The organism is Nocardioides marmoribigeumensis, assembly GCF_031458325.1.
GTDB classification, from domain to species: domain Bacteria; phylum Actinomycetota; class Actinomycetes; order Propionibacteriales; family Nocardioidaceae; genus Marmoricola_A; species Marmoricola_A marmoribigeumensis.
This window is the reverse complement of record NZ_JAVDYG010000001.1, coordinates 4,000,500-4,023,905: the sequence shown is the minus strand read 5'-3', so window position 1 is coordinate 4,023,905 and position 23,406 is coordinate 4,000,500. Positions and strand designations below refer to the sequence as shown.

At 73.7% G+C, this 23,406-nt stretch carries 25 protein-coding genes and 1 tRNA gene; 4 read left to right on the top strand and 22 right to left on the bottom strand.

Annotated features, from left to right (window positions below; translation table 11 throughout):
- Nucleotides 1–85: 85 nt before the first annotated feature.
- From J2S63_RS19195 to leuS, 5 genes are all read right to left on the bottom strand, one after another.
- Entirely contained in the window at nucleotides 86–2,410 is a 2,325-nt protein-coding gene (locus J2S63_RS19195) for a ComEC/Rec2 family competence protein (protein ID WP_310305718.1), read from the bottom strand.
- A gap of 7 nt (nucleotides 2,411–2,417) precedes the next feature.
- Entirely contained in the window at nucleotides 2,418–3,422 is a 1,005-nt protein-coding gene (locus J2S63_RS19190) for a ComEA family DNA-binding protein (protein ID WP_310305716.1), read from the bottom strand.
- Nucleotides 3,423–3,486: 64 nt separating this feature from the next.
- Nucleotides 3,487–4,107, bottom strand: a complete 621-nt coding sequence (locus tag J2S63_RS19185; protein ID WP_310305714.1) for a hypothetical protein — start codon at nucleotides 4,105–4,107, stop codon at nucleotides 3,487–3,489.
- 63 nt (nucleotides 4,108–4,170) lie between these two features.
- Entirely contained in the window at nucleotides 4,171–5,037 is an 867-nt protein-coding gene (locus J2S63_RS19180; protein WP_310305711.1) for a DegV family protein, read from the bottom strand.
- A 29-nt stretch (nucleotides 5,038–5,066) separates the two neighbouring features.
- Complete coding sequence (gene leuS, locus J2S63_RS19175; protein WP_310305708.1) at nucleotides 5,067–7,553, bottom strand: leucine--tRNA ligase; 2,487 nt, start codon at nucleotides 7,551–7,553, stop codon at nucleotides 5,067–5,069.
- Between the two features lie 223 nt (nucleotides 7,554–7,776).
- On the opposite strand from leuS, the gene galE reads away from it, so the two are divergent.
- A complete protein-coding gene (gene galE / locus J2S63_RS19170; protein WP_310305706.1) occupies nucleotides 7,777–8,760 on the top strand; it encodes a UDP-glucose 4-epimerase GalE in 984 nt (327 codons plus the stop codon).
- Complete coding sequence (locus J2S63_RS19165; protein WP_310305703.1) at nucleotides 8,760–9,539, top strand: SDR family NAD(P)-dependent oxidoreductase; 780 nt, start codon at nucleotides 8,760–8,762, stop codon at nucleotides 9,537–9,539. The genes galE and J2S63_RS19165 overlap by 1 nt, the downstream gene beginning before the upstream one ends.
- 3 nt (nucleotides 9,540–9,542) lie before the next feature.
- On the opposite strand, the gene J2S63_RS19160 is transcribed toward J2S63_RS19165, so the two are convergent.
- On the bottom strand, nucleotides 9,543–10,241 hold the full coding sequence (locus J2S63_RS19160) for a hypothetical protein (RefSeq protein ID WP_310305702.1): 699 nt from the start codon (nucleotides 10,239–10,241) through the stop codon (nucleotides 9,543–9,545).
- A 116-nt stretch (nucleotides 10,242–10,357) separates the two neighbouring features.
- Nucleotides 10,358–10,615 (bottom strand): metal-sensitive transcriptional regulator, encoded by a 258-nt coding sequence (locus tag J2S63_RS19155; RefSeq protein WP_310305700.1) that lies wholly within the window; start codon nucleotides 10,613–10,615, stop codon nucleotides 10,358–10,360.
- Nucleotides 10,616–10,693: 78 nt separating this feature from the next.
- Between J2S63_RS19155 and J2S63_RS19150 the strand changes: the two genes are divergently transcribed.
- Complete coding sequence (locus tag J2S63_RS19150) at nucleotides 10,694–11,926, top strand: MFS transporter (protein WP_310305698.1); 1,233 nt, start codon at nucleotides 10,694–10,696, stop codon at nucleotides 11,924–11,926.
- Between the two features lie 13 nt (nucleotides 11,927–11,939).
- Here the strand turns inward: J2S63_RS19150 and J2S63_RS19145 are convergent, their stop codons facing one another.
- The gene (locus J2S63_RS19145) at nucleotides 11,940–12,782 is read right to left on the bottom strand and encodes a DUF1206 domain-containing protein (RefSeq protein ID WP_310305697.1); all 843 of its coding nucleotides are present in this window, start codon (nucleotides 12,780–12,782) and stop codon (nucleotides 11,940–11,942) included.
- A gap of 66 nt (nucleotides 12,783–12,848) precedes the next feature.
- Here J2S63_RS19145 and J2S63_RS19140 point away from each other — a divergent pair, with 66 nt between their 5' ends.
- A complete protein-coding gene (locus J2S63_RS19140) occupies nucleotides 12,849–14,039 on the top strand; it encodes a cytochrome P450 (protein WP_310305695.1) in 1,191 nt (396 codons plus the stop codon).
- 124 nt (nucleotides 14,040–14,163) lie between these two features.
- On the opposite strand, the gene J2S63_RS19135 is transcribed toward J2S63_RS19140, so the two are convergent.
- The 14 genes from J2S63_RS19135 to rplU all read right to left on the bottom strand — a co-directional run bounded on the left by J2S63_RS19135 (nucleotide 14,164) and on the right by rplU (nucleotide 23,365).
- Nucleotides 14,164–14,808, bottom strand: a complete 645-nt coding sequence (locus J2S63_RS19135) for an alpha/beta hydrolase (protein WP_310305693.1) — start codon at nucleotides 14,806–14,808, stop codon at nucleotides 14,164–14,166.
- The gene (locus tag J2S63_RS19130) at nucleotides 14,805–15,314 is read right to left on the bottom strand and encodes a VOC family protein (RefSeq protein WP_310305691.1); all 510 of its coding nucleotides are present in this window, start codon (nucleotides 15,312–15,314) and stop codon (nucleotides 14,805–14,807) included. The genes J2S63_RS19135 and J2S63_RS19130 overlap by 4 nt, the downstream gene beginning before the upstream one ends.
- Nucleotides 15,315–15,341: 27 nt before the next feature.
- Entirely contained in the window at nucleotides 15,342–15,917 is a 576-nt protein-coding gene (locus J2S63_RS19125) for an NADPH-dependent F420 reductase (RefSeq protein WP_310305689.1), read from the bottom strand.
- Nucleotides 15,918–16,082: 165 nt separating this feature from the next.
- A tRNA-Ala gene (locus J2S63_RS19120) sits at nucleotides 16,083–16,155 on the bottom strand.
- A 30-nt stretch (nucleotides 16,156–16,185) separates the two neighbouring features.
- The gene (locus J2S63_RS19115; protein ID WP_310305687.1) at nucleotides 16,186–16,827 is read right to left on the bottom strand and encodes a histidine phosphatase family protein; all 642 of its coding nucleotides are present in this window, start codon (nucleotides 16,825–16,827) and stop codon (nucleotides 16,186–16,188) included.
- Nucleotides 16,824–17,204: a ribosome silencing factor gene (gene rsfS, locus J2S63_RS19110; RefSeq protein WP_310305684.1), complete on the bottom strand. Its 381-nt coding sequence runs from the start codon at nucleotides 17,202–17,204 to the stop codon at nucleotides 16,824–16,826. The genes J2S63_RS19115 and rsfS overlap by 4 nt, the downstream gene beginning before the upstream one ends.
- Nucleotides 17,201–17,869: a nicotinate-nucleotide adenylyltransferase gene (gene nadD, locus J2S63_RS19105; RefSeq protein ID WP_310305681.1), complete on the bottom strand. Its 669-nt coding sequence runs from the start codon at nucleotides 17,867–17,869 to the stop codon at nucleotides 17,201–17,203. Before nadD ends, rsfS begins: the two co-directional genes overlap by 4 nt.
- A gap of 22 nt (nucleotides 17,870–17,891) precedes the next feature.
- Entirely contained in the window at nucleotides 17,892–18,050 is a 159-nt protein-coding gene (locus J2S63_RS19100) for a hypothetical protein (RefSeq protein ID WP_310305678.1), read from the bottom strand.
- 29 nt (nucleotides 18,051–18,079) lie between these two features.
- Nucleotides 18,080–19,333 carry a glutamate-5-semialdehyde dehydrogenase gene (locus J2S63_RS19095; RefSeq protein WP_310305676.1) on the bottom strand — a complete coding sequence of 418 codons (1,254 nt, stop codon included), beginning with the start codon at nucleotides 19,331–19,333 and terminating at the stop codon, nucleotides 18,080–18,082.
- 134 nt (nucleotides 19,334–19,467) lie between these two features.
- Complete coding sequence (locus J2S63_RS19090; RefSeq protein ID WP_310305675.1) at nucleotides 19,468–19,812, bottom strand: DUF8830 family protein; 345 nt, start codon at nucleotides 19,810–19,812, stop codon at nucleotides 19,468–19,470.
- Between the two features lie 129 nt (nucleotides 19,813–19,941).
- Complete coding sequence (gene proB, locus J2S63_RS19085; RefSeq protein ID WP_310305673.1) at nucleotides 19,942–21,084, bottom strand: glutamate 5-kinase; 1,143 nt, start codon at nucleotides 21,082–21,084, stop codon at nucleotides 19,942–19,944.
- On the bottom strand, nucleotides 21,084–22,640 hold the full coding sequence (obgE, locus tag J2S63_RS19080) for a GTPase ObgE (RefSeq protein WP_310305670.1): 1,557 nt from the start codon (nucleotides 22,638–22,640) through the stop codon (nucleotides 21,084–21,086). Before obgE ends, proB begins: the two co-directional genes overlap by 1 nt.
- 126 nt (nucleotides 22,641–22,766) lie before the next feature.
- Nucleotides 22,767–23,024: a 50S ribosomal protein L27 gene (gene rpmA, locus J2S63_RS19075; protein ID WP_310305666.1), complete on the bottom strand. Its 258-nt coding sequence runs from the start codon at nucleotides 23,022–23,024 to the stop codon at nucleotides 22,767–22,769.
- 29 nt (nucleotides 23,025–23,053) lie between these two features.
- Nucleotides 23,054–23,365, bottom strand: coding sequence for a 50S ribosomal protein L21 (gene rplU, locus J2S63_RS19070; RefSeq protein ID WP_310305664.1), 312 nt, complete (start codon nucleotides 23,363–23,365; stop codon nucleotides 23,054–23,056).
- Nucleotides 23,366–23,406: the final 41 nt, after the last annotated feature.

The following is a 23,406-nucleotide window of genomic DNA, read 5'->3' as shown; positions in this document are numbered from 1 at the left end:
GCGGTCAGCGTGCCACACCGCGCCGACGGGTCCGCGGTGACGTCCGCGTCCCTGACGCGCCTCCCCGCTCCCCCTCGCCCACTGCTCAGCCACGGCCCACGACCGACGGACCGTCCGGACCTGGCACGACCGCCAGGTCGCCCTCGAGGTCGGTGCGGTGGACCTGCGTGCCGGCGGCGCGGAGCAGCGCCAGGGTCCGCGCGGACGGGTGGCCGTAGTCGTTGTCCTCCCCCACCGACACCAGCCCGAGCGACGCGCCCAGGCCCTGCAGCAGCCGGTCGTCCTGGTGGGCGCTGCCGTGGTGGGGCACCTTGATGACGTCGACCGGGGCGAGCCCGTCGAGCCTGACCAGGGGCGCCTGCGACGGCGGTTCGACGTCGCCGGCGAGCAGGAGCCGCAGGCCCCGGGTGACGACCAGGAGGACCAGCGAGGCGTCGTTGGGGTTGTCGTCGACCAGGTGCTGCGGGGCCACGACCTGCCAGGTGAGCGCACCGGCGCGCACCACCTCGGCGTACGCCGGCACGCGGACGGGGATGCCGCGCGCGGCGGCCAGGCGCGAGACGTAGGCGGCGCCGTAGGCCGGCTCGGCGAACCCGGTGACCTGGATCTCCCCCACCCGCCGGCCCCGCAGCACCCCCTCGAGCCCGTCGACGTGGTCGGCATGGAAGTGGGTGAGGACGACGGCGGTGACCTCCCGCACCCCCAGACGGCCCAGGCAGCGGTCCACCAGCCGCGGCTCGGGCCCCGCGTCGACCACCACCGCCCGGTGCGGCCCCGCGTGGAGGACCAGCGCGTCGCCCTGCCCGACGTCGCACGCGACCAGGACCCAGCCGCGCGGCGGCCAGTCGGGTCCCGGCAGGATCCGGCCCACCCAGCCGGCGCCCGCGGGCATCGGCCGCAGGACCGCCACCACCATGAGCAGGGCGAGCCCCACGGCGGCCCCGCGCCGCCGCAGCACCACCGGGAGGCCGACCAGCAGGACCAGGCACAGGACCGTCAGGAGCCCCAGGGACGCGGGGGTCGTCGCCCAGTCCAGAGCGGCACCCGGGAGGGCGGACGAGACCTCCGCCACCTCGACGATGCCCTGCGCGCACCAGGCGGCGACCCAGCCCGCCGGCCGGCCGAGCGGGGTCCAGACCGTCGCCAGCAGCCCGCCGACCAGCCCGAGGACGGTCGTGGGGCCCACGAGCGGCGCGGCCGCCAGGTTGGCCGCGACCGCGACCAGCGAGACCTGGGCCGAGAGCACCGCCACCAGGGGCGTGCAGGCCAGCTGGGCGGCGACCGGCACGGCGACCGCGTCCGCGACCGGTCCGGGGACGTGCGCGGCGAGCGTGCGCCGCAGCGGCGGGGCACCCAGGAGGATGCCGCCGGTGGCCAGCACCGACAGCGCGAACCCGGCCGAGGCCGCCAGCCCGGGCGAGACCGCCAGGAGGAGGACGACCGACGCGGACAGGGCACGGATCCCGAGGCGCCGGCCGCCGACGCCCAGGCCCACCAGGGCGACCGCTCCCATCACGGCGGCCCGGAGCACGGACGGCTCGGGGCGAGCGAGCAGCACGAAGCAGACGCTGCAGAGCAGCCCCACCAGGAGCAGGCCCCGCGCACGGACCCCGCACCGCCGCGCCACCGGGAGCACGAAGGCGAGCACCAGCGTGAGGTTGGCCCCCGACACCGCGGTCAGGTGGGTCAGCCCCGAGGTCCTGAAGTCGTCGACGAGCCCGTCCGGCATCCGGGCGTCGTCGCCGTCGACCAGGGCCGGGACCAGCGCGGAGCCGGGGTCGGGCCCGCGGGCGGCCGCGCGGATGCCCGCACGGACCCGGTCGGCCGCCCGGTGCACCCACGAGGGCCGGGCGAGGGTGGTCACCCCGCGCGCGTCGAGCAGGGCCGCGGTCCCCGCCTCGTCGCTCGGGGCGAGCCGGCCGGAGACCCGCACCCGCTCGCCGTACGACGGCCGCGGCAGGTCCGCGGCCGCCAGGACCAGCACCCGTGCCCGCGCCGTGGTGGTGCCCGTCCTCGTGACCACCCGGTCGACGGAGACCGGGAACACCACCTGGTCGGCGAAGCGACCGTGCAGCACCCGCGGGTCGGCGCGGACCGAGCCGGACGCCTCCGCGAGCGGACGGGCCCCGGCCAGCGCCGCGACGGGCCCGTCGACCGCGCCCGCGGCCCGCAGCAGGGCGACGAGCGCCAGCGCGACGGCGACGAGCAGCACGGCCGCGACGGTGCGGGTGAGGGGCAGCGCACGACGGGTGAGCACCGCGAGCCCCACGAGCCCGAGCGACAGGAGGACGACCAGCGGCCCCGTGGGCACGTGGCCGGCCACCGCCCCGCCGGCCAGGGCCCCACCCCATGCCGCGGTGGCCGGAGCGAGGAGACGGAGGTCGCGACCCCGGGCCGCGGAGTCGACCACGGCCCGGTCAGAGCGTGACGTGGGGCTCGATCTCGGCGAGGGTTGCCTCGCCGATGCCGGAGACCTCCAGCAGCTCCTCCACGGCGGTGAACGGCCCGTGCTCGCTGCGCCACTGGAGGATCGCGGTGGCCGTCACCGGACCGACGCCCGGCAGCGACTCGAGCGCGGTCTGGTCGGCGGTGTTGAGGCTGACCAAGGGGCCCGCGGAGGCCCCGTCGGTCGGCGCGAGGACCGGGCCCGCGGCGGGGGAGGCGGCAGCACCGACGACGATCTGCTCGCCGTCGACCAGGACCCGCGCGAGGTTGAGCGACGCGCTCCGCGGACCCACGCCCGCGGCGAAGCCGCCCGCCCTCCGCACGGCGTCCACGACGCGCGAGCCGACCGGGAGCACCACGATGCCGGGGCGCCGCACCTTGCCGGCCACGTGCACGACGACCTCGGTCGCGGGCGAGGCACCCGCGGCACCTGGGGCACCCGGCGTGCCCGAGGACGGGTTCAGGAGCGCAGGCGACCCGGTGGCGGCGGGCGACGCTCCCGACGAGGTCACGACCGGGGCGGCGACCGGGGCCGGCGCGCCCGACGACGAGCGCATCCAGGCCCAGCCACCCAGCACGAGCGCCGTCGCCAGGACCAGCGCGAGGACCCCGACGTGGCCCTGCTGGAGCGCCTGCCTGCCCGTGACCTCCGGCAGGCGGTCGGCGAGCCAGCCGCGGACGCGGCCGCTCGGCGCGAGGGCGCGGCGGGCGTGCCGACCCGGCGGCTCCTCGAGGACGGTCACGTCCACCGGGCGCCCGGGCTCGAGGGCCGGCTCCGCCGCGGGCCGGTCCGGCGAGGAGCCGCGGGACGCCGGCAGCGGCGAGGGCGGCGGCAGCGGCGAGGGCGACGGCAGCGGCGATGAAGGAGCCGAGGGCGGCGGGGGCTCGCCGGACGGCGTCAGCTCGGCGATCAGGGCCTCGAGCCGGCGCCGGCCGAGCTCCTCGATCCAGTCCTCGTCGCGGTCACGGGTGCGCATGACAGGCACCGTAGGGACGCAGGGGCGCCCGCGACGCCGTCGCCGGCCCGGCTGTGGAGAACCCTCAGGTCCCCCAGCTCCCCCACCGGCGGTCGGCCCTCCGGGGACGCCGGGCCGGCTCCCGGTCGCGCAGCTGCTGAGCCGTCGGCGACAGCTCGTCGGGCCGGTCGAAGGCGTCGACGGCCTCGTGGTCGCGGTCGCGGACGGCCCGCTTGATCTGCTGGAGGTTGTTGCGCAGCAGGTCCGAGACCAGCTCGTCGGTGCGGGGGTCGCTGAGCATGTCGATGAGCACCCGCATCACCATCTCGGTGGTCTCCGAGACGACGGTGTCGTAGCCCGGGATCTTCGACACCAGCCGGGTGTTGGGGTCCGCGGCCACCTTCTCCGCGACCAGGGACTTGAGCTGGTCGTGGTTCTCCAGCAGGGCGTCGGAGATGTTCTGGGTGTAGTGGCCGGTCTGGATCACCGCGGCCACCTCGTCGAGCACCATGATCGTGACCGGCCGCTTGACCAGGCCGACGATGCGGTCCCGGAGGCGGTTGAGCAGGCGGATCACCCACGGCGTGCGCAGCCCCACCTTGACCAGCACCCGGGTCAGGAGCGCGGCCGCGACCAGGAGGACCAGGAGCCCGCCGAGGACGAGCAGCACCAGCTGCGTCGTCCCGAGTCCGCCGAGCCAGCCCATGGGCTCATGCTGCCAGGCGGGCGTCGTACGCCCGGTCCGGCGCGGCCGGGCGACCGGCGCGACTCAGAGCCGGGGTGCGACGACGACGCCGAGCAGGCCAGGGCCCACGTGGGCGCCGAGCACCGCTCCGACCTCCTGCACGGCGACGTCCTCGCCGTGCAGCAGGCTGCCCAGACGGGCCGAGAGACCAGCCGCGAGGCGCTCGGCCCCCTCGGGGTTGGCGAGGTGGCACACGGTCACGTCGACGGCGTCGACCGCCTCCCCGTGGGCGGCCTTCATGGCGAGCTCCTCGAGGCGGGCGATCGCCCGCACCGACGTGCGCACCTTCTCCAGCGTCACGATGCGCCCGTCCTCGACCTGGAGGATCGGCTTGACCGCCAGGGCCGAGCCGACGAGCGCGCCGACGGCCCCGACCCGGCCACCGCGGCGGAGGTACTCCAGGGTGTCGACGTAGAACAGCGAGGTGATCCGCTCGGCCTGGCGGCGCGCGACCTCGGCGACCTCCTCGACCGGTGCGCCGAGCGCCGCCGCCCGGGCCGCTGCGAGGGCGGCGTAGCCCGTCGCGGCGCCGATCTGTCGCGTGTCGACCGGGACGACGGGGATCGAGCACCGGCGCGTGGCGAGCTGCGCGGACTCGTAGGTCGCGCTCAGCTGGCTGCTCAGGTGCACCGAGACGATGGCCTCGACCCCGGTCTCGGCGAGGTCCTCGTAGGTCTCCAGCACCACCTGCGGCGAGGGCCGTGAGGTGCTGACCGGCCTGAACTCCCGCAACGCCTCGGCGAGGTGCTCCGGAGTGGCCTCGGGGTCGACCCCGTCGTCGTACGACGCGCCGGCGATCACCAGCTGCAGGGGCACCACCGTGACGCCGGCCTTCTCCGCCTCCTCGGGCGTGAGGCCGGCGGTGCTGTCGGTGACGACCGCGACGGACACGGGTGGGCTCGGTGCGACGGCGCGCGGGCTCAGCCGGCGACGACGTTGACGAGACCGGGCTCGCGCACGATCACCTTGCGGACCGTCCTGCCCTCGAGCGCCCGCACGACGCCGGGGTCGGCCAGCGCGGCCGCCTCGAGCTCGGCCGCAGTGATCGACGGGGCGACCTCCAGCCGTGCACGGACCTTGCCCTGCACCTGGACGACGGCGGTCACCGTGTCCTCGACGAGCAGGGCCTCGTCGACGACCGGCCACGGCACCGTCGCGACGGTCGGCTCGTGGCCCAGCCGCTCCCACATCTCCTCCGCGGTGTACGGCGCGACGAGGCTCAGCAGGACCGCGACGGTCTCGACCGCCTCCCGCACGGCCGGGTCGGCCGGGCCGCAGCCCGAGTCGATCGCCTTGCGGGTGGCGTTGACCAGCTCCATCACCCGGGCCACCATCACGTTGAAGCGGTGGGACTCGATCAGCTGGGCGGCCTCGTGCACGGTGCGGTGGGTGACCTTGCGCAGGTCGGTGTCACCGGTGGAGACGTCGGTGCCCGCCGGGCTGGTCACGTCGCCGCTCAGGCGCCACGCGCGCTGCAGGAACTTCAGCGAGCCGCCGGGCGACAGGTCGGCCCAGTCGATGTCGTCCTCGGGCGGGCCGGCGAACACCAGGGTGAGCCGCACGGCGTCGACGCCGAACTCGTCGATCATCTCGCCCAGGTTGACGCCGTTGCCCAGCGACTTGCTCATCGCCTTGCCCTGGTTGATCACCTGGCCCTGGTTGAGCAGCGCCTTGAACGGCTCGACGAAGTCGACCAGGCCCATGTCGTGCAGGACCTTGGTGAAGAACCGGCTGTAGAGCAGGTGCAGGATCGCGTGCTCGACGCCGCCGACGTACTGCTCGGCGGGCATCCAGTCGCGCACCTTGTCGACGTCGAACGCCGCGGTGTCGTCGTGCGGGGAGCAGTAGCGCAGGAAGTACCACGACGAGTCCACGAAGGTGTCCATCGTGTCGCTGTCGCGCTTGGCGGGGGCACCGCACTGCGGGCACTCGACGTTCACCCAGTCCTCGGCCGCGGCCAGCGGGGAGACGCCCTTGGGCTTGAGGTCGGCGCCGCGCAGGTCCGGCAGCTCGACCGGGAGCTGGTCGTCCGGGACGGCGACGTCGCCGCAGGAGTCGCAGTGCACGATCGGGATCGGGCAGCCCCAGAAGCGCTGGCGCGAGAGCAGCCAGTCGCGCAGGCGGAAGTTGACCGCGCCCTTGCCGTGGCCCTCGGCCTCCAGCCGCTCCACGATCGTGCGGATGCCGGCTGCCTTGTCGCTCAGCCCGTCCAGGGGACCCGAGCTGACGTAGGTGCCGTCACCGGAGGTCGCCACGAACGTCTGGGCCGGGTCCTCCTCGCCGGTGTCGACGACCATGCGCACCGGCAGGTCGAAGGTCCTGGCGAAGTCCAGGTCGCGCTGGTCGTGGGCCGGCACGGCCATCACCGCGCCCGTGCCGTAGTCGGCCAGCACGTAGTCGGCCGCCCACACCGGCAGCCGCTCACCGTTGACCGGGTTGGTCGCGTGGACGCCCAGGAAGACGCCGGTCTTGGGCCGGTCGGTGGCCAGGCGGTCGATGTCGGTCGCCTTGCGCACCTCGTCGACGTACGCCTCCAGCGCCGGGCGCTGCTCGTCGGTCACCAGCTCCGAGGCCAGCTTGGCGTCGGCGGCCACGACGAAGAACGTCGCGCCGTAGAGCGTGTCCGGCCGCGTCGTGAAGACCGTGACCGGCTCGTCACGGCCCTCGACCTCGAAGGCGACGTGTGCGCCCTCGCTGCGACCGATCCAGTTGCGCTGCATCGCCAGCACGCGCTCGGGCCAGGAGCCCTCGAGCTGCACCATGTCGTCGAGCAGGCGCTGGGCGTAGTCGGTGACCTTGAAGTACCACTGCGACAGCTCGCGCTTGGTCACCTCGGCGCCGCAGCGCTCGCACATGCCCTGCACGACCTGCTCGTTCGCCAGCACGGTCTGGTCGTTGGGGCACCAGTTGACCGGGCTGTGCTTGCGGTAGGCCAGGCCGCGGTCGCGGAACCGCAGGAACAGCCACTGGGTCCAGCGGTAGTACTCCGGGTCGGAGGTGTGCAGCCGGCGCGACCAGTCGAAGGAGATGCCGTAGCGCTTGAACGACTCGGCCTGGGTCTCGATGTTGGCGTAGGTGTAGGTCGCGGGGTGCTCGTCGCGCTTGATCGCGGCGTTCTCGGCGGGCAGGCCGAAGGAGTCCCAGCCGATCGGGTTCATCACGTCGTAGCCCAGCTGGCGCCAGTGGCGGGCCAGGACGTCGTGCAGCGCCATCACCTCGGCGTGACCCATGTGCAGGTCGCCGCTGGGGTAGGGGAACATCGTGAGCGCGTAGCGTCGCGGCTTGGACCCGTCGTCCACCGCGCGGAACGGGTCGAGCTTCTCCCACACCGGACGCCACTTGTCCTGGGTCGCGCGCACGTCGTAGCGCTGGTCCTGCTCGCGGCTGCGGCCGTCCTGCTCGCTCATCCCTCGTCCTCGTGGTCTCTCGTCGTCGGCTGACCTGCCCCCGGGCACAAAAAAACCCTCCTCGCGGGAGGGTGGCCGCTCTGGTCCGGAACCCCGGGTCTCAGAGCGGCTGACCAAGGAGCAGGCCGGTCCACATGGCGCCAGGTTACCAGGGTGGCGCCTGCTCCCCCGCGCCCCTCTCTGGTTGACTCAAGGGTCCTGGACGACCGAGGAGGAGGCCGGAGTGACCTGGTTGGTGACCGGTGGAGCGGGCTACATCGGAGCGCACGTGGTGCGGGCGTTCCAGGACGAGGGCATCGGGGTGGTCGCGCTCGACGACCTGTCCAGCGGGCACCGTGAGTTCGTGCCGGCCGCCGTGCCCTTCGTCGAGGGGACGATCCTCGACACGGGTCTCTTCCGGCGCACGCTCGACGCGCACCAGGTCGTCGGCGTGGTCCACCTCGCGGGCTTCAAGTACGCCGGAGTCTCCGTCCAGCGCCCCCTGCACACCTACGAGCAGAACGTCACCGGCACGGTGTCCGTCCTCCAGGCCATGCAGGACGCCGGCGTCGACAAGATGGTGTTCTCCTCCAGCGCGGCGACGTTCGGCACCCCGACCACCGACCTGGTGACCGAGGCCTCGCCGACGCGACCGGAGTCGCCGTACGGCGAGAGCAAGCTGATCGGCGAGTGGCTCCTGCGTGACCAGGCCACCGCGACCGGGCTGCGGCACACCAGCCTGCGCTACTTCAACGTGGTGGGCTCGGGCTCGACCGAGGTCTACGACTCCAGCCCGCACAACCTGTTCCCGCTGGTGATCGAGGCCCTGCTCGAGGGCCGCACCCCTCGCATCAACGGCGACGACTACGACACCCCCGACGGCACCTGCGTGCGCGACTACATCCACGTGGCCGACCTCGCGGTCTCGCACGTCTCCGCGGCGCGGGCGCTCTCCGCGGGCACCCCGCTCGAGCCGGTCTACAACCTCGGCAGCGGGGAGGGCCTCTCGGTCCGACAGATCATGGAGGCGATGGCCCGCGGCACCGGCGTCGACTTCACCCCCGAGATCCACGCGCGCCGACCGGGCGACCCCGACCGCATCGTGGCCAGCGGCGACCTCGCCGCCCGCGACATCGACTGGCGGATGCGCCACACGATCGACGAGATGGTGACCTCCGCGTGGGAGGCCCGCCGCGCCCACCTCGACCCGACCGCCCAGGAGTCCTGATGACCACCTCCCAGCCGACCCCGTTGGCCGACCTCTTCCGTCTCGACGGCCGCGTGGCCCTGGTCACCGGGGCGTCCTCGGGCCTCGGGGTGTTCTTCGCCGAGACGCTCGCCGAGGCCGGCGCCGACGTCGTGCTCGGCGCCCGCCGGGTCGACCGGCTCGAGGAGACCAAGGCCAAGGTCGAGGCCCTCGGCCGGCGTGCGGTCGCCGTGCAGACCGACGTCACGCGGCCGGAGGACTGCACGGCGATGGTCGCGGCCGCCATGGAGCAGCTGGGCCGCGTCGACGTGCTGGTCAACAACGCCGGCATCGGCACCGCCGTCCCGGCCACCAAGGAGACCCCGGAGCAGTTCTCGAGCGTGGTCGAGATCAACCTGCACGGGACCTACTGGATGGCCCAGGCGGCGGCGCGCGTGATGCAGCCCGGGTCGTCGATCGTCAACATCTCCTCCGTCCTCGGGCTCACCACAGCGGGACTCCCCCAGGCGGCCTACTCCGCGTCCAAGGCGGCCGTCATCGGGCTGACCCGCGACCTCGCCCAGCAGTGGACCGGGCGCAAGGGCATCCGGGTCAACGCGCTCGCCCCGGGCTGGTTCGAGAGCGAGATGACCGACTCCTACCAGCCGGGCTACCTCGAGCAGATGCTCCAGCGCGTGCCGATGGGCCGCGTCGGTGACCCGCGCGAGCTCGCGGCGACCCTGGTGTGGCTCGCCGGGCCCGCGGGGGGCTACGTCACCGGCCAGACCATCGCGGTCGACGGCGGCGTGACGATCACCTGAGCCTCACCGCAGCCACGGCTCGTCCTCGTCCCAGCGGTCCCAGCGGTCCCGGCGGCCGTACGGCGCGGTGGGCCACGACGGGCCGACCGGGCCGACCGGGCCGACCGGGCCCCCGAGGCCGTTGCTGACCCACTGCTCGGCCGCCATCCGGAACTCCTCCTCGTGGTGGTAGGTCGGCGTGGCCCGGACCAGCTCGCGGACCCGGCGGTCGACGAGCCGGTCCCCCAGGCGCCGGTCGACGACCTGCTGACGCACACGCCCGAGCAGGTCCTCGTCGCGGGCCTGGGTGCGGACCAGCGCATCGGCGACCTCGAGGAGGTCGTCGTCCTCGAGCCCGGGGACGCCGTCGCGGTGGACGGCCGGCGGGCGCACGACCGGGGCCTTGGGGGTGTCCTTGAGCATGGCGCGCCGCCAGTCGTGGTCGCCCGACTCGAGCAGCTCCCGCAGCCGCGGCAGCACGAGGTGCTCGGGGCACCCCCGCTCGTCGACGGGCAGCATGCGACGCAGACGGGGCAGCACGGTCGAGGGCTGACGCCCGGCCGTGTCGGCGACCTCAGGCAGCGTGAGCCCGGCCCCGACGAGCTCGACGAGCTCGACGTGGCACTCCTCGGTCCAGGGCTGGCCAGACCGGGCCGGGCGGTCCGGGCGGTCCGGGCGACGCGTGGGCGTGGTCGTGGGCGTGGGCAGGTCGATGAGGGTCATGACGGGTCCTTCCAGGAGTCGGAGCGATTCCCGGAAGGCTCACGCACGGGACGGACAAGTCCCGCGTGCGGCCGGACCGCCTGGGGACAACCTGCGGGACAGGCCCCGCGGGCGTCTCAGGCCAGGGCGAGGAAGAGCTTCTCCATCTTGGCCACGTCGAGGGTGTTGTCCTCCTCGACCATGCACTGGCGCATGCCGCTGGCCACGATCGCGAAGCCGGCCCGGTCGAGCGCACGGCTGACGGCGGCGAGCTGGGTGACCACGTCCTCGCAGTCGCGGCCCTCCTCCAGCATGCGCAGCACCCCGGCGAGCTGGCCCTGTGCCCGCTTGAGCCGGTGGACCACCGGGGTCATGTCGTCGGAGGGCAGCTGCATGGTCGTGCTCCTGGGTGTGGGGGCCGGGGATACCGCCCCCGGTATCCACCAGTGTAGGCCCGTGACCATGATGGGGCAGTGGCCCACGCACCCCTCCCCGACTCCCGCGCCCTCGCCCGGCGCGCCCCTGGTGACCACGGCGCACGCGCGGTGCTCGTGCTGCTGGCCCTGCTCGCCCTCGCGTTCAACCTGCGTCCCGCCGCATCCAGCGTCGGCCCCCTGGTCGAGGAGGTCGAGCGCGGGCTGGGCCTGTCGTCGGCGTCCGCGGGCCTGCTGACCGCGCTGCCCGTTCTGTCGTTCGCGGCGTTCGGCGGGCTCGCTCCGTGGCTCGCCTCGCGCCTCGGCGTGCACCGGCTGTCCATGCTGGGCCTGGTCACCACCGTGGCGGGGCTCGGCTGGCGGGCCGCGACCTCCTCGCCGTCGCTGTTCCTGGTCGCCTCCGTGCTGGGACTGGCGGGGATGGCCACCGCCAACGTGCTGCTGCCCTCGCTGGTCAAGCTGCACTTCCCGACCCGAGTGGGGCCGGTGACCGCGCTCTACACGACCGTCCTCGCGGTCGGACTCACTGCTGCCAGTGTCCTCTCGGTGCCCGCCGCGCACGCCCTCGGCTCGTGGCGCTGGGGCCTGGGGATCTGGGCGGTCGCCGCCGCGCTCGCCGCGCTCCCCTGGCTCGGGCTCGTCGGTCACGACACGCGCGCCGAGACCCGGCCGCACGCGATCACGATGCGCCAGGTCGCCGGCACCCGGCTCGGGCGGATGACCGCGGTCGCGTTCGGCCTCCAGTCGCTCCAGGCGTACGCCGTGTTCGGCTGGGTCGCGCAGGTCTACCGCGACGCGGGCTACTCGGCCACCGACGCGGGCCTGCTCCTCGGACTGCTGACCGGCATCGGGATCCCGGTCTCGCTGCTCATCCCCACCCTGGCGGCGCGCCGCCCCAGCCAGGTGTGGCTGATGCTCTCGCTGCTGTCCCTGCTGCCCCTGGGCCTGCTCGGCCTGGCGCTGGCCCCGACGGCCGCGCCCTGGGCCTGGGCCGTGCTCATCGGCGTCAGCCAGGGCACGTTCCCGCTGATCCTCACGCTGCTCGGGCTGCGCACCCGCACCTCGGAGGGCACGGCGGCGCTCTCGGGCTTCTCCCAGTCGACGGGCTACGTCCTCGCGGCCCTCGGGCCGTTCGGGATGAGCATCCTGCACGACGCGACGGACGGCTGGACCGTCCCCCTGCTCTGCCTGGCCGCCCTCGCCGTGCCGCTGGCGGCAGCGGGCACCGCCGTCGCGCGCCCGGCGTACCTCGAGTACGAGCTGGGTCGGTGAGCCGGCTGCCGTCTCAGCGGTCGAGGTGGCGGGCCCAGGCGAAGCAGTAGAGGCCGAAGCAGCCCAGGCCGAGCGCCACCGCGAGGAGCAGCGCGGGACCGAACGGCTGCTGGAGCAGGGTCTTGAGGGCCTGGTCGAGCCCCCCGGACTTCTTCGGCTCGAACTGCACCGCGGCACTGGTGAACAGGATCCCGACCACCCCGAGCGCGACGCCCTTGGCGGCGTAGCCGACTTTGCCCAGCCACACGATGGGCGTCCTGCGGTCCTTGACCTGCGCCTCGCCGTCAAGGTCCTTGGTGAACTTCTCGGTGAGCCCTCGCCAGACCAGGTAGCCGCCGATGGCGATGATGCCCAGGCCGACCGCACCGACCAGGAGCTGGCCGCCCGGGGCGGCCATCACCTTGGCGGTGGTGCTGTCGGTGCCCGAGGAGCTCGACGAGGTGCCCGAGGCCTTCTGCACCGCGCTGACGCCGAGGACCAGGTAGACCACGGCCTTGCCGCCCGACCCGACGCGCTTGACCAGCAGGGCGGCTCCGTCGTCGGAAGCGTGCCCGAGCAGCGCCTCGAAGCCCTGCCAGGCCACCAGCGCGAAGAACCCCACGGCGACCACCCAGAGCCCGATCGTGCCGCCCGGGGACCGGGCGAGCGTGCTCAGCGCCCCCTGCTGGTCGGCCTTGGCGTGCGCGCCGAGCGCGAGCCGCGCGGCGGTGTAGCCGACGAGCAGGTGCACGACGCCGTAGGCGACGAGACCGAGCCGCACGGCGTGGTCGAGGGCGTCGGACTGCTCGATGTCGGTGCGCGTGACCACGCGGGGGCCTCCCTGCTCCTCCACCGTCGCGATGGCGGCGAGGGTCATTGTCTCCCTTGGCCGATCGGGGCAAACGCCCTGGACAGCGGGGGTCCGGACCAGCAGGGTGGCGCCATGCCGACCGTGCCCGTGCGTCCGTCGTACCGCCTGTTCGACGCCGGGACATGGGCCGACCCGTTCCCGCTCTACGCCGCGCTGCGCGAGCACGACCCGGTCCACCACGTCGCCGACGGTGACTTCTGGGTGCTCACCCGGCACGCCGACGTCCTCGCGGCGGTGCGGGACCCGGCGACGTGGTCGTCGGCGGCCGGCCTCACCGTGGCGTACGACGAGCTCGAGCGGATCGGGCTGCAGGACAACCCGCCGATGGTGATGACCGACCCCCCGGCGCACACCACCTTCCGCCGGCTGGTCTCCCGCGGGTTCACGCCGCGCCAGGTCGAGGCGGTCGAGCCGCCGGTGCGGGCCTTCGTCGCGGAGCGGCTGGAGGCGATGCGCGCCGACGGGGGCGGTGACGTGGTGGCGCGGCTGTTCAAGCCCCTGCCGAGCATGGTCGTCGCCCACTACCTGGGCGTGCCCGAGCCCGACCGGGCCCGCTTCGACGCCTGGACCGACGCGATCGTCGCCGCGAGCGCGACGGGCTCCCTGGCCGCTGCCGGAGCGGCGGACGCGGTGGCCGAGCTGATGACCTACTTCACCTGGCTCGTGGGGCACCGGCGCGAGCACCCCGGCGACGACACCGTGTCCCACCTGGTCGCGGCCGGACAGGCCGACGACGCCGACGGGCTCCTGCGCGTGCTCGCCTTCACCTTCACGATGGTGACCGGCGGCAACGACACGACGACGGGGCTGCTCGGGTCGGGGGTGCAGCTCCTGGCCGCGGTCCCCGACCAGCGCGCGCTCGCCCGGCAGGACCCCGCCGCCGCGGTCGAGGAGCTGCTCCGGCTGACCAGCCCGGTGCAGGGCCTGGCCCGGCTCACCACCCGCGACGTCGAGGTGCGGGGCGTCCGCGTCCCGGCGGGGCGCAAGGTGCTGATGTGCTACGCCGCGGCCAACCGCGACCCCGAGGCCTTCGGTCCCGACGCCGACTCGCTCGACGTGGCCCGGCAGCCCCGGCAGGTCCTCACCTTCTCCCACGGCCCGCACCACTGCCTGGGTGCGGCGGCCGCGCGGATGACCGCGCGGGTCGCGCTCGAGGAGCTGCTGACCAGGTTCCCGTCCTTCGACGTCGACCTGGACGCCGTCACCTGGGCCGACGGCGCCTACGTACGCCGGCCCACGAGCGTGCCGCTCGTCGTGGGGTGAGGCACGGGGAGCGCTCGGAAGTCGTCGCGGACGCAGCGCCGCAACGTCTCGGGCACGCTCACCAGCCTCAGCAACCAGTCCTCACCGCCTGCGCCGTGCCTGTCACCCCGTCCGGCGTGGTGGGTCAGGCCCGGGCCACGTCCGCAGTCCCCCAGAGGCCATCCAGCCACGAGCCGAGGACCGCCACGGTGGCCCCGGTGATCTGGTGTCCGCCCGGGTCGCGATGAGCGCGCGCCTGCGCGCCGGACCCGTCGGTGAGGTAGTCCCAGGTGCGGTCCAGCAGCTCACGTGGGATCACGGTGTCCCGCTCCCCCTGCGCGACGAGCACCTGTGTGCCGGCGAGCAGCCCGGGCGTCACGTCGAGGCCCGCGTCGAAGGGCAGCGTGCCGAGCAGGATGGCCGCACCGGCCAGGCGGGACGGGTCCTGGAGCAGCAGGGCGCCGGCGAAGGCCGCGCCTCCGCTGAACCCGACCAGCGCGACCTGGCGGCCCGGCGGGGCCAACTCGTCGAGCCAGGTGCGGAACCAGGCGGTCGTCTCGGCCAGCGACTCCGCGACCGGGCGCCCGATCCCGCGGTTGGCGAACCAGGCGTAGCCACCGCCCTCCGCGATCGGCGCCCGCACCGCGGCGTACGACGACCCCTGCGGCAGGTGGTCGGCCAGCCCGATGATCCCGGCCTCGTCGGCTCCCCGCCCGTGGAGCAGGACGACCAGGGGCCGGCTCGGGTCGTCCGGGGCCGACCAGGCGACCGTCGGGGTGCCGAAGCTCATCGGACCTCCTCCTGGACGATGCGGCCGGCGCTGCGCACACCGGTCCACCGCTCGACGTCGGCGGCCAGGTCCAGCCGCTCGACGGGGGCGGCGTTCTCGAACTCGCCCCACGACTCGCGCGGGAGCATCCACATGATCTCGAACTCGTTGCCGTCGGGGTCGGCCCCGTAGACGCTCTTGGTCGCGCCGTGGCTGGACTCCCCGGTGAAGGCACCGGCGGCCACCAGCGTCGCCCGGGCCTCGACGAGCTCGTCGATCGTGTCGAGCTGCCACGCCAGGTGGTAGAGCCCGATCGCCCCACGGCGCCGCGGCCCCTGCTCCCCGACCCCGAACAGCCCGAGGTCGTGGTGGTTGCCCGAGCGCGGGAGGCGCAGGAACGCGGCGTTCGCCCGCGGCTCGCGAGCGACGACCTCCATCCCGAACACCTCGGTGTAGAAGCGCTCGGAACGGGCGAGGTCGGCCACGAACAGCACGGCGTGGTTGAGCCGGACGGGTGAGACGGGCATGGCGGGTGCTCCTGTCAGCGGGGTGGGTCAGGACTGGACGGCGAAGCCGCCGGTCCACGGGACCTGCTCGGACGCCGCGAGCTTGATCTGGAGGAAGCCGATCGCCTCGAGCTCGCGGGCGCGACGCAGGTCGCCGGCGTCGAGGGCGACCAGGCCGCCGGAGGTGACGACGTCGCGGACCACGGCCTTGGCGTCCGTGTCGTCCCCGGCCACGATCACGGTGGTGGGACGGCCGCCCACCTCGCCGGAGGCCAGCGTGGCGGCGAAGTTGGTGTTGAACGCCTTCACGACCCGCGAGTCGGGCAGCGCGGCGGCGATCTCGGCAGCGGCCGAGGAGTCGGCGGGGACGACGAGCGAGTCGAAGGTCTCGAAGTCCAGCGGGTTGGTCAGGTCGACCACGACCTTGCCGGCCAGCTCCTCGCGGCGCTGGGCGACGATGTCGGCGACCGAGGGGTAGGGCACGGCCAGCACGACGACGTCGCCGGTGAGGGCCTGGTCCTGGTCGGCGCGGCCGAGCACCTGGACGTCGTGCCCGCCCTTGCGGGCGACGCCTGCGATGGCGGTGCCCATGTTGCCGCTGCCGATGATGCTGAGGTTGGTCATGAGGTGCTCCTGGACCGTGGTCGTCCACCGATTTGGTTGACGCTTCAAGTAACCATCTCACACCAATGGTTGTTCCTTCAAGTGTCGGACGGGTTCCACTGGTCCGGAACAACGCAACGAGCCCGGCCCCACGAAGGTGGGAACCGGGCTCTGCGTGTCGATCGGTGGAGCTGAGGGGATTCGAACCCCTGACCCCCTCCATGCCATGGAGGTGCGCTACCAACTGCGCTACAGCCCCGCATGCCCCTCACGAGGCAACCCGGGAATCCTAGCCAATGCCCTCCGGCGATGCGAAATCGCCCCTGCCGTAGGACTCCAGCCTGACCCCACGAGCGCCGTCCCGCCGTACGACGGAGGCCCAGGCGCAGTTGTCCAGCACGCCGAGGTCGGTCGCCTGCTCGACCGGCCAGCCCAGCAGCCCGCAGAGCCCGACCTTGAGGGCGGCGCCGTGGGTGACCACGACGCCGGTCTCCCCCGGGTCCAGCGAGTCGAGCGCCTCCTGCAGCGCCGGAACCACCCGGCGTACGACGTCGTGCTCGGACTCCGCGCCGGGGATGCCGCGCAGCGTCTCGTGGAAGCCCTCGGCGCCGGCGAGGTGGGGCCAACGCTCGAGGGCCTCGTCGAAGGTCAGCCCCTGTCGCTCTCCGACCGCGAACTCCCGCAGGCGCTCGTCCCACTCGACCTCCAGGCCGACCGCCTCGGCGACGTGTCCGGCGGTCTGGGCGGCGCGCTCGAGGTCGCTGGACCACAGGCGCACCGGCGCGAGGTCGGCGAGGAGCACCGCAGCCCGCTTGGCCTGCTGGTGGCCCACCTCGTCGAGCGGCACCGGGGCGTGGCCCTGGGCGCGGCGCACGTGGTTCCACTCGGTGCGCCCGTGACGCAGCAGGACCAGCCGGGAGGGCCCGCTCACGCGTCCGTGGCCGCGGTGACCGACGCGGGCAGCTCGACCAACGGGCAGTCGCGCCACAGCCGCTCGAGGGCGTAGAACTGCCGCTCCTCCTCGTGCTGCACGTGGACCACGACGTCGCCGTAGTCGATGAGGACCCAGCGCCCGTCGCGCTCGCCCTCACGCCGGATCGGCTTGGCGCCGAGCTCGCGCAGGCGGTCCTCGACCTCGTCGACGATCGACTTGACCTGGCGGTCGTTCTTGGCCGAGCAGAGCACGAAGACGTCGGTGATGACGAGCTGCTCGCTCACGTCGAAGGCGATGATGTCCTCGGCCAGCTTGTCGGAGGCCGCCTCGGCGGCGGTCCTGGCAAGGGTCAGGGCGTGGTCGGTCGCGCTCACGCGCTCTCCTCCCGGGTGGTGGTGTCGAGGTGGGCGCGGGCGTAGAGACCGTGCTTGGAGATGTACTGGACGACGCCGTCGGGCACGAGGTACCACACCGGCTCGCCCCGTCCGGTGCGCTCGCGGCAGTCGGTGGAGGAGATCGCCAGCGCCGGGATCTCCACGATCGTCACGCGGTCGTGCGGCATGCCGTCGAGAGTGGAGGCGTCCATGGCATAGCCGGGCCGCGTGCAGCCGACGAACTCGGCGAGCGCGAACAGCTCCTCGGAGTCACGCCAGGTCAGGATGTTGGAGAGCGCGTCGGCGCCGGTGATGAAGTAGAGGTCGGCGTCGGGGTGCTGCGCGTGCAGGTCGGTCAGCGTGTCGACGGTGTACGTCGGCCCGTCGCGGTCGACGTCGACGCGCGAGACGGTGAACCGCGGGTTGGAGGCGGTCGCGATGACCGTCATCAGGTAGCGGTGCTCGGCGGTCGAGACCTCGCGCTCGGCCTTCTGGTAGGGCTCGCCCGTGGGGACGAACACCACCTCGTCGAGGTCGAACCAGGACTGGACCTCACTGGCGGCCACGAGGTGCCCGTGGTGGATCGGGTCGAACGTGCCGCCCATGACCCCGAGGCGCCGACGGCGCCTCCCGTCGGCGACGGGGGAAGGCGCGGCGTCAGTCACGGAGGTCCAGGGGGTCGGGTGCTCAGGTGTGGTCGCGGCCGCCGCCGATGGCGACGACGACGAACAGCAGGAACAGCAGGATGCCGAGGGCCGTCGCCCCGATGATCCAGGGGTTGACGCCTCCGGAGTGGCCCTCCTCCGCGAGGCGGGCCAGGGCGAGGACAGGGGTCTGCAGCGGCATGAGCGGAGCCTATCGCGCCGAGCGGCCCGTCAGCGCACGTGCCCGTCGCCGGTGACGACGTACTTCGAGGAGGTCATCTCGGGCAGCCCCATCGGGCCTCGGGCGTGCAGCTTCTGGGTCGAGATCCCGATCTCCGCCCCGAACCCGAACTCGCCGCCGTCGGTGAACCGCGTGCTGGCGTTGACCATCACCGCGGCCGAGTCGACCGCGGCGACGAAGCGGCGGGCCGCCGCCTGCGAGCGGGTCACGATCGCCTCGGTGTGTCCCGAGGAGTGCCGGCGGATGTGGGCGACCGCGTCCTCGAGCGAGGGGACGACGGCGGCGGAGATGTCGAGGGAGAGGTACTCCGTGTCGAAGTCGGCCTCGGTGGCCGGCTCGACGCCCTCCTGCGCGGCGAACCGCTCGTCGCCGTGCACGGTGACCCCGGCGTCCTGCAGCGCCGCGACCACGCGGGGCACGAACTCCTCGGCCACGTCGGCGTGCACGAGCAGCGACTCCGCGGCGTTGCACACCGACGGCCGGTGGGTCTTGGCGTTGAGCACGATGGCCAGCGCCATGTCGAGGTCGGCCTCGGCGTCGACGTACACGTGGCAGTTGCCGACGCCGGTCTCGATCACGGGGACGGTCGATTCCTCGACCACCGACCGGATCAGCCCCCCACCACCGCGCGGGACGAGCACGTCGACGAGCCCCCGGGCCCGCATGAGGACCTTGGCCGCGTCGTGGCCCTCCCCCGGCACCAGCTGCACCGCGTCGGCGGGCAGGCCCGAGGCCTGGACGGCCCCGCGCAGGGCCTCGACGATCGCCCGATTGGAGGCCAGGGCGCTGGTCGAGCCCCGCAGCAGCGCAGCGTTTCCGCTCTTGAGGCAGATGCCGGCGGCGTCGGCGGTGACGTTGGGCCGCGCCTCGTAGATGATGCCGACGACCCCGAACGGCGCCCGCACCTGGCGCAGCTCGAGCCCGTTGGCCAGGGTCGAGCCGCGCAGCACCTCGCCGACCGGGTCGGCCAGGCCCGCGACGTCGCGCAGTCCCTGCGCCATGCCCGCGACCCGTCCCTCGTCGAGCCGCAGCCGGTCGACCAGCGACTCGGGCGTGCCGTTGTCGCGGGCCCGCTGCACGTCCTCGGCGTTGGCGGCCAGGATCGCGTCCTGGTGAGCGACCAGCGCGTCGGCCATCGCGTGGAGCGCCGTGTCCTTGCTCGCCCGCGTCGCCACCGCCAGCTCGTGCGCCGCCGTACGAGCGCGTCGGGCGCAGTCCAGCACCAGGGTCTCGAGGTCACTCATGTCCCAAGCCTAGGCGGCCCGGCGAGCAGCGCTGGGTGCGGTTTCACTAGGTACCTAGTGATGTTCTCGCTTCCCGAGCGAAACTTCGCTCGGGAAGTGTCACTGTCACTAGGTACCTAGTGAAACCGACCCCCTCAGAACGGCTGGGGTACGACGCTCAGGTCGGCCATGTTCTCGTACGCCGACCGGTCCAGGTGCAGCGTGCGCTCGACGATCTCCAGCCCGATCACCTCCCAGTCGGGCAGGCGGGCGGAGTCGCGGTGCTCGTTCCACAGGCGCAGGGCGAGCGAGCCCGCGTCGACGATGAGCTCGGCCTCGTCCCAGTAGGTGATCTCGGCCCGCTCGGAGTTGAACCGCAGGGCGCTGATGAACGGCCGCTCCTGGCTGAGCCGCGCCAGCGCAGCCCGCACCATGAGCGGCTCCATCGCCTCACCGGCCACTGTCACGGTGACGTGCCAGAGCCGTGCGCGCTTGCTCATCGTCCCCTTGCCTCGGTCAGGCTGCCCTCGCGTCAAAGCCTGCCTTCTCAGCAGGCCACGCGTCAGCGAAACCGACGGAAGACCGCGCAAATCGTCCGCGTACGACGGAATTCGTCGTCCACAGTCCCGTCAGGCGGGACCTGGCCCGGCCGAGCCGGGCCCGGTGAGGACCACGAGGTCGTCGCGGTGCACGACCTCCCGCTCGTAGGAGGCGCCGAGCTCCCGCGCGAGCTCGCGGGTGGAGCGCCCCACCAGGGCGGGGAGCTCCTCGGCGTCGTAGTTGACCAGTCCGCGGGCGATGAGTCGTCCGGCCTGGTCGGTGAGGTCGACGGGGTCGCCGGCGGTGAAGGTGCCGGTGACCGCGGTGATGCCCGCGGGGAGCAGGGACGCGCGCCGCTCGGTCACGGCGCGGACGGCCCCGTCGTCGAGGACGACCTGGCCGCGCCCCTCGGTGGCGTGGGCCAGCCACAGCAGCCGCGTGGGGCGCCGTCGGCCGGTGGGGTGGAACAGCGTGCCGACCTGCTCCCCCCGCAGCGCCTCCCCCGCCTGGTCGGCCGAGGTCAGCACGACCGGGATGCCCGCACCGGTCGCGATCCGGGCGGCCTCGACCTTGGTCTGCATGCCGCCCGTGCCCACCCCGGCGGCGCCGGCCCTGCCGATGCGGACCGCCTCCAGGTCGGCCTCCCCGCGCACGTCGGTGACCAGGGAGGTGCCCGCCTCGCGCGGGTGGCCGTCGTACAGCCCGTCGACGTCGCTGAGCAGGACCAGGAGGTCGGCGTGGACGAGGTGGGCCACGAGGGCGGCGAGGCGGTCGTTGTCACCGAAGCGGATCTCGGTGGTGGCGACGGTGTCGTTCTCGTTGACGACGGGTACGACGCCCAGCTCGCGCAGCCGGCCGAACGTGCGGTAGGCGTTCTGGTGGTGGCTGCGGCGGGTGACGTCGTCGACGGTGAGCAGCACCTGGCCGACGGTGAGCCGGTGGCGCGCGAACTCCTCGGTGTAGCGGTGCATCAGCAGGCCCTGCCCGACGGAGGCCGCGGCCTGCTGGGTGGCGAGGTCGCGTGGGCGGCGCTTGAGCCCGAGCGGGGTGAGCCCGGCCGCGATCGCACCGGACGAGACGAGCACCACCTCGGCGCCCCTCGCGCGTGCGGCGGCCAGGTCGTCCACGATCGCGGCCACGCGGGCCTGGTCGATGCCCCCGTCGGCGGAGGCCAGCGACGACGAGCCGACCTTGACCACGACCCGCTCGGCGCCGAGGACCTCCGACCTCATCAGTCCTCGTCCTCCGACCAGACCTCGCCCTGGTCCCAGACCACCTCGACCCCGTCGTCGCCGTCCTCCGAGGCCGGGCCCTGACCGCGGAGCCTGCGGGCGACGTCGGCGCGCGCCTCGCCCTCGCCGCGGCCGGCGTAGGCCTCGTCGATGGCCCGGCGCCTGGCCACGGAGTCGCGCTCCTCGGCGAAGCGGTTGTCCTCGCCGCGCCGGCTGCCCAGGGTGCTGGCCCCGGCGTCGACCATGGGCTTGAAGTCGAAGACGACGCTGTTCTCGTCGGGACCGATGACGACGGTGTCGCCCTCCTCGGCACCGAGCTCGAGCAGCCGGTCCTCGACCCCGAGCCGGTTGAGCCGGTCGGCGAGGAAGCCGACGGCCTCGTCGTTGGAGAAGTCGGTCTGACGCACCCAGCGCTCCGGCTTGTCGCCGCGCACCCGCCAGGCGGGGTGGCCGGTGCCGTCGTCGAGCGGGCTGACCTCGAACGACCCGCCCCCGTCGGCCGCGGTGGGACGCAGCACGATGCGCGTGCTCTCGACCACCGGCTTGTCGGCGCGGGCCTGCGCGACGATCCTGGCCATCGCGAAGGACAGGGCGCGCAGCCCCTCGTGGCTGGCGGCTGAGACCGGGAACACCTGGAGCCCGCGGGCCTCGAGGTCGCCCCGCACGAGGTCGACCAGGTCGCGGCCGTCGGGCACGTCGATCTTGTTGAGGGCGACCAGGCGGGGCCGGTCCTCCAGCCCGCCGTACGCCGCGAGCTCGCGCTCGATCACGTCGAGGTCGCCCAGCGGGTCGCGCTGGGTCTCCATCGTCGCGGTGTCGATGACGTGCACGATCGCGGCGCAGCGCTCGATGTGGCGCAGGAAGTCGTGGCCGAGGCCGCGCCCCTCGGCGGCGCCCTCGATCAGGCCGGGCACGTCGGCGACCGTGAACGTCACGTCGCCGGCGGTGACGACCCCGAGGTTGGGCACGAGGGTGGTGAAGGGGTAGTCGGCGATCTTGGGCCGCGCGCGGCTGAGCGCGGCGATCAGGCTCGACTTGCCGGCGCTGGGGAAGCCGACCAGCCCGACGTCGGCGACGACCTTGAGCTCGAGCGCGATGCTGCGCTCCTCGCCCGGCTCACCGAGGAGGGCGAAGCCCGGCGCCTTGCGGCGGGCCGAGGCCAGAGCGGCGTTGCCCAGTCCCCCGCGGCCGCCCTGCGCCACGACGGCCTCGCTGCCGGCACCGACCAGGTCGGCCAGCACGTGGCCGTCCTCGGTCATCACGACGGTGCCGTCCGGGACGGGCAGCACGAGGTCGGACCCGTGGGCGCCGTTGCGGTGGCCGCCGGCGCCGTGCCCGCCGTGTTCGGCGCGACGGGACGGGCTGTGGTGGTAGTCCACGAGCGTGGTCACGTCGGGGTCGACGCGCAGCACGATCGAGCCGCCCGGCCCGCCGTTGCCCCCGTCCGGGCCGCCGAGCGGCTTGAACTTCTCGCGGTGCACGCTCGCGACACCGTTGCCCCCGCGTCCGGCGGAGACGCGCAGCACGACGCGGTCGACGAAGGTCGGCACGGCCATGGTGGTGGTCCTCCGGGTTCGGGTCAGGGGTGGGGCGGGACGGTCAGGAGAAAAGGACGAACGCCCTGCTGATCATCAGCAGGGCGCCCGTCGGATGCATTCAGGCGTGTCGGGTGTCCCGCTGGCTCACTCGCCGGCCGGGACGATGTTCACCACGCGGCGACCGCGCTTGGTGCCGAACTCGACGCTGCCCGCGACCAGCGCGAACAGGGTGTCGTCCCCGCCACGGCCGACGCCGGCGCCGGGGTGGAAGTGGGTGCCACGCTGGCGGACGATGATCTCGCCGGCGTTGACGACCTGGCCGCCGTAGCGCTTGACGCCCAGGCGCTGTGCATTGGAGTCGCGACCGTTCTTGGTGGACGCCGCGCCCTTCTTGTGTGCCATCGCTCAGTCCTCGTTCTCGTGGGTTCCGCTCAGCTGGCGGAGATGTCGGTGACCTTGACCTGGGTGTACTTCTGGCGGTGACCCTGACGCTTGCGGTAGCCGGTCTTGTTCTTGTACTTCAGGATCGTGATCTTGGGGCCCTTGGTCGCGCCGAGCACCTCGGCGGTGACCGAGGCCTTGGCGAGCCGGTCGGCGTCGGAGGTGACCTCGGCGCCGTCGACCAGGAGCAGGACCGGGAGGCTCACGCTGTCGCCGGCGGCCGACTGCACCCTGTCGATCTCGATGACGTCACCCACGGCGACCTTCTGCTGGGTCCCGCCACTGCGCACGATCGCGTACACCGCGACTCACTCTCCTCGTTGATGCGGATCTGGGGCGTCGG

Excerpts from the sequence above, each read along its gene's own strand:
- J2S63_RS19190 (WP_310305716.1), bottom strand. The coding sequence starts at position 3,422 with ATGCGCACCCGTGACCGCGACGAGGACTGGATCGAGGAGCTCGGCCGG.
- J2S63_RS19185 (WP_310305714.1), bottom strand. The coding sequence starts at position 4,107 with ATGGGCTGGCTCGGCGGACTCGGGACGACGCAGCTGGTGCTGCTCGTC.
- leuS (WP_310305708.1), bottom strand. The coding sequence starts at position 7,553 with ATGAGCGAGCAGGACGGCCGCAGCCGCGAGCAGGACCAGCGCTACGAC.
- J2S63_RS19165 (WP_310305703.1), top strand. The coding sequence starts at position 8,760 with ATGACCACCTCCCAGCCGACCCCGTTGGCCGACCTCTTCCGTCTCGAC.
- J2S63_RS19160 (WP_310305702.1), bottom strand. The coding sequence starts at position 10,241 with ATGACCCTCATCGACCTGCCCACGCCCACGACCACGCCCACGCGTCGC.
- J2S63_RS19155 (WP_310305700.1), bottom strand. The coding sequence starts at position 10,615 with ATGCAGCTGCCCTCCGACGACATGACCCCGGTGGTCCACCGGCTCAAG.
- J2S63_RS19145 (WP_310305697.1), bottom strand. The coding sequence starts at position 12,782 with ATGACCCTCGCCGCCATCGCGACGGTGGAGGAGCAGGGAGGCCCCCGC.
- J2S63_RS19140 (WP_310305695.1), top strand. The coding sequence starts at position 12,849 with ATGCCGACCGTGCCCGTGCGTCCGTCGTACCGCCTGTTCGACGCCGGG.
- J2S63_RS19135 (WP_310305693.1), bottom strand. The coding sequence starts at position 14,808 with ATGAGCTTCGGCACCCCGACGGTCGCCTGGTCGGCCCCGGACGACCCG.
- J2S63_RS19130 (WP_310305691.1), bottom strand. The coding sequence starts at position 15,314 with ATGCCCGTCTCACCCGTCCGGCTCAACCACGCCGTGCTGTTCGTGGCC.
- J2S63_RS19125 (WP_310305689.1), bottom strand. The coding sequence starts at position 15,917 with ATGACCAACCTCAGCATCATCGGCAGCGGCAACATGGGCACCGCCATC.
- J2S63_RS19100 (WP_310305678.1), bottom strand. The coding sequence starts at position 18,050 with ATGCCGCTGCAGACCCCTGTCCTCGCCCTGGCCCGCCTCGCGGAGGAG.
- J2S63_RS19095 (WP_310305676.1), bottom strand. The coding sequence starts at position 19,333 with ATGAGTGACCTCGAGACCCTGGTGCTGGACTGCGCCCGACGCGCTCGT.
- J2S63_RS19090 (WP_310305675.1), bottom strand. The coding sequence starts at position 19,812 with ATGAGCAAGCGCGCACGGCTCTGGCACGTCACCGTGACAGTGGCCGGT.
- proB (WP_310305673.1), bottom strand. The coding sequence starts at position 21,084 with ATGAGGTCGGAGGTCCTCGGCGCCGAGCGGGTCGTGGTCAAGGTCGGC.
- obgE (WP_310305670.1), bottom strand. The coding sequence starts at position 22,640 with ATGGCCGTGCCGACCTTCGTCGACCGCGTCGTGCTGCGCGTCTCCGCC.
- rpmA (WP_310305666.1), bottom strand. The coding sequence starts at position 23,024 with ATGGCACACAAGAAGGGCGCGGCGTCCACCAAGAACGGTCGCGACTCC.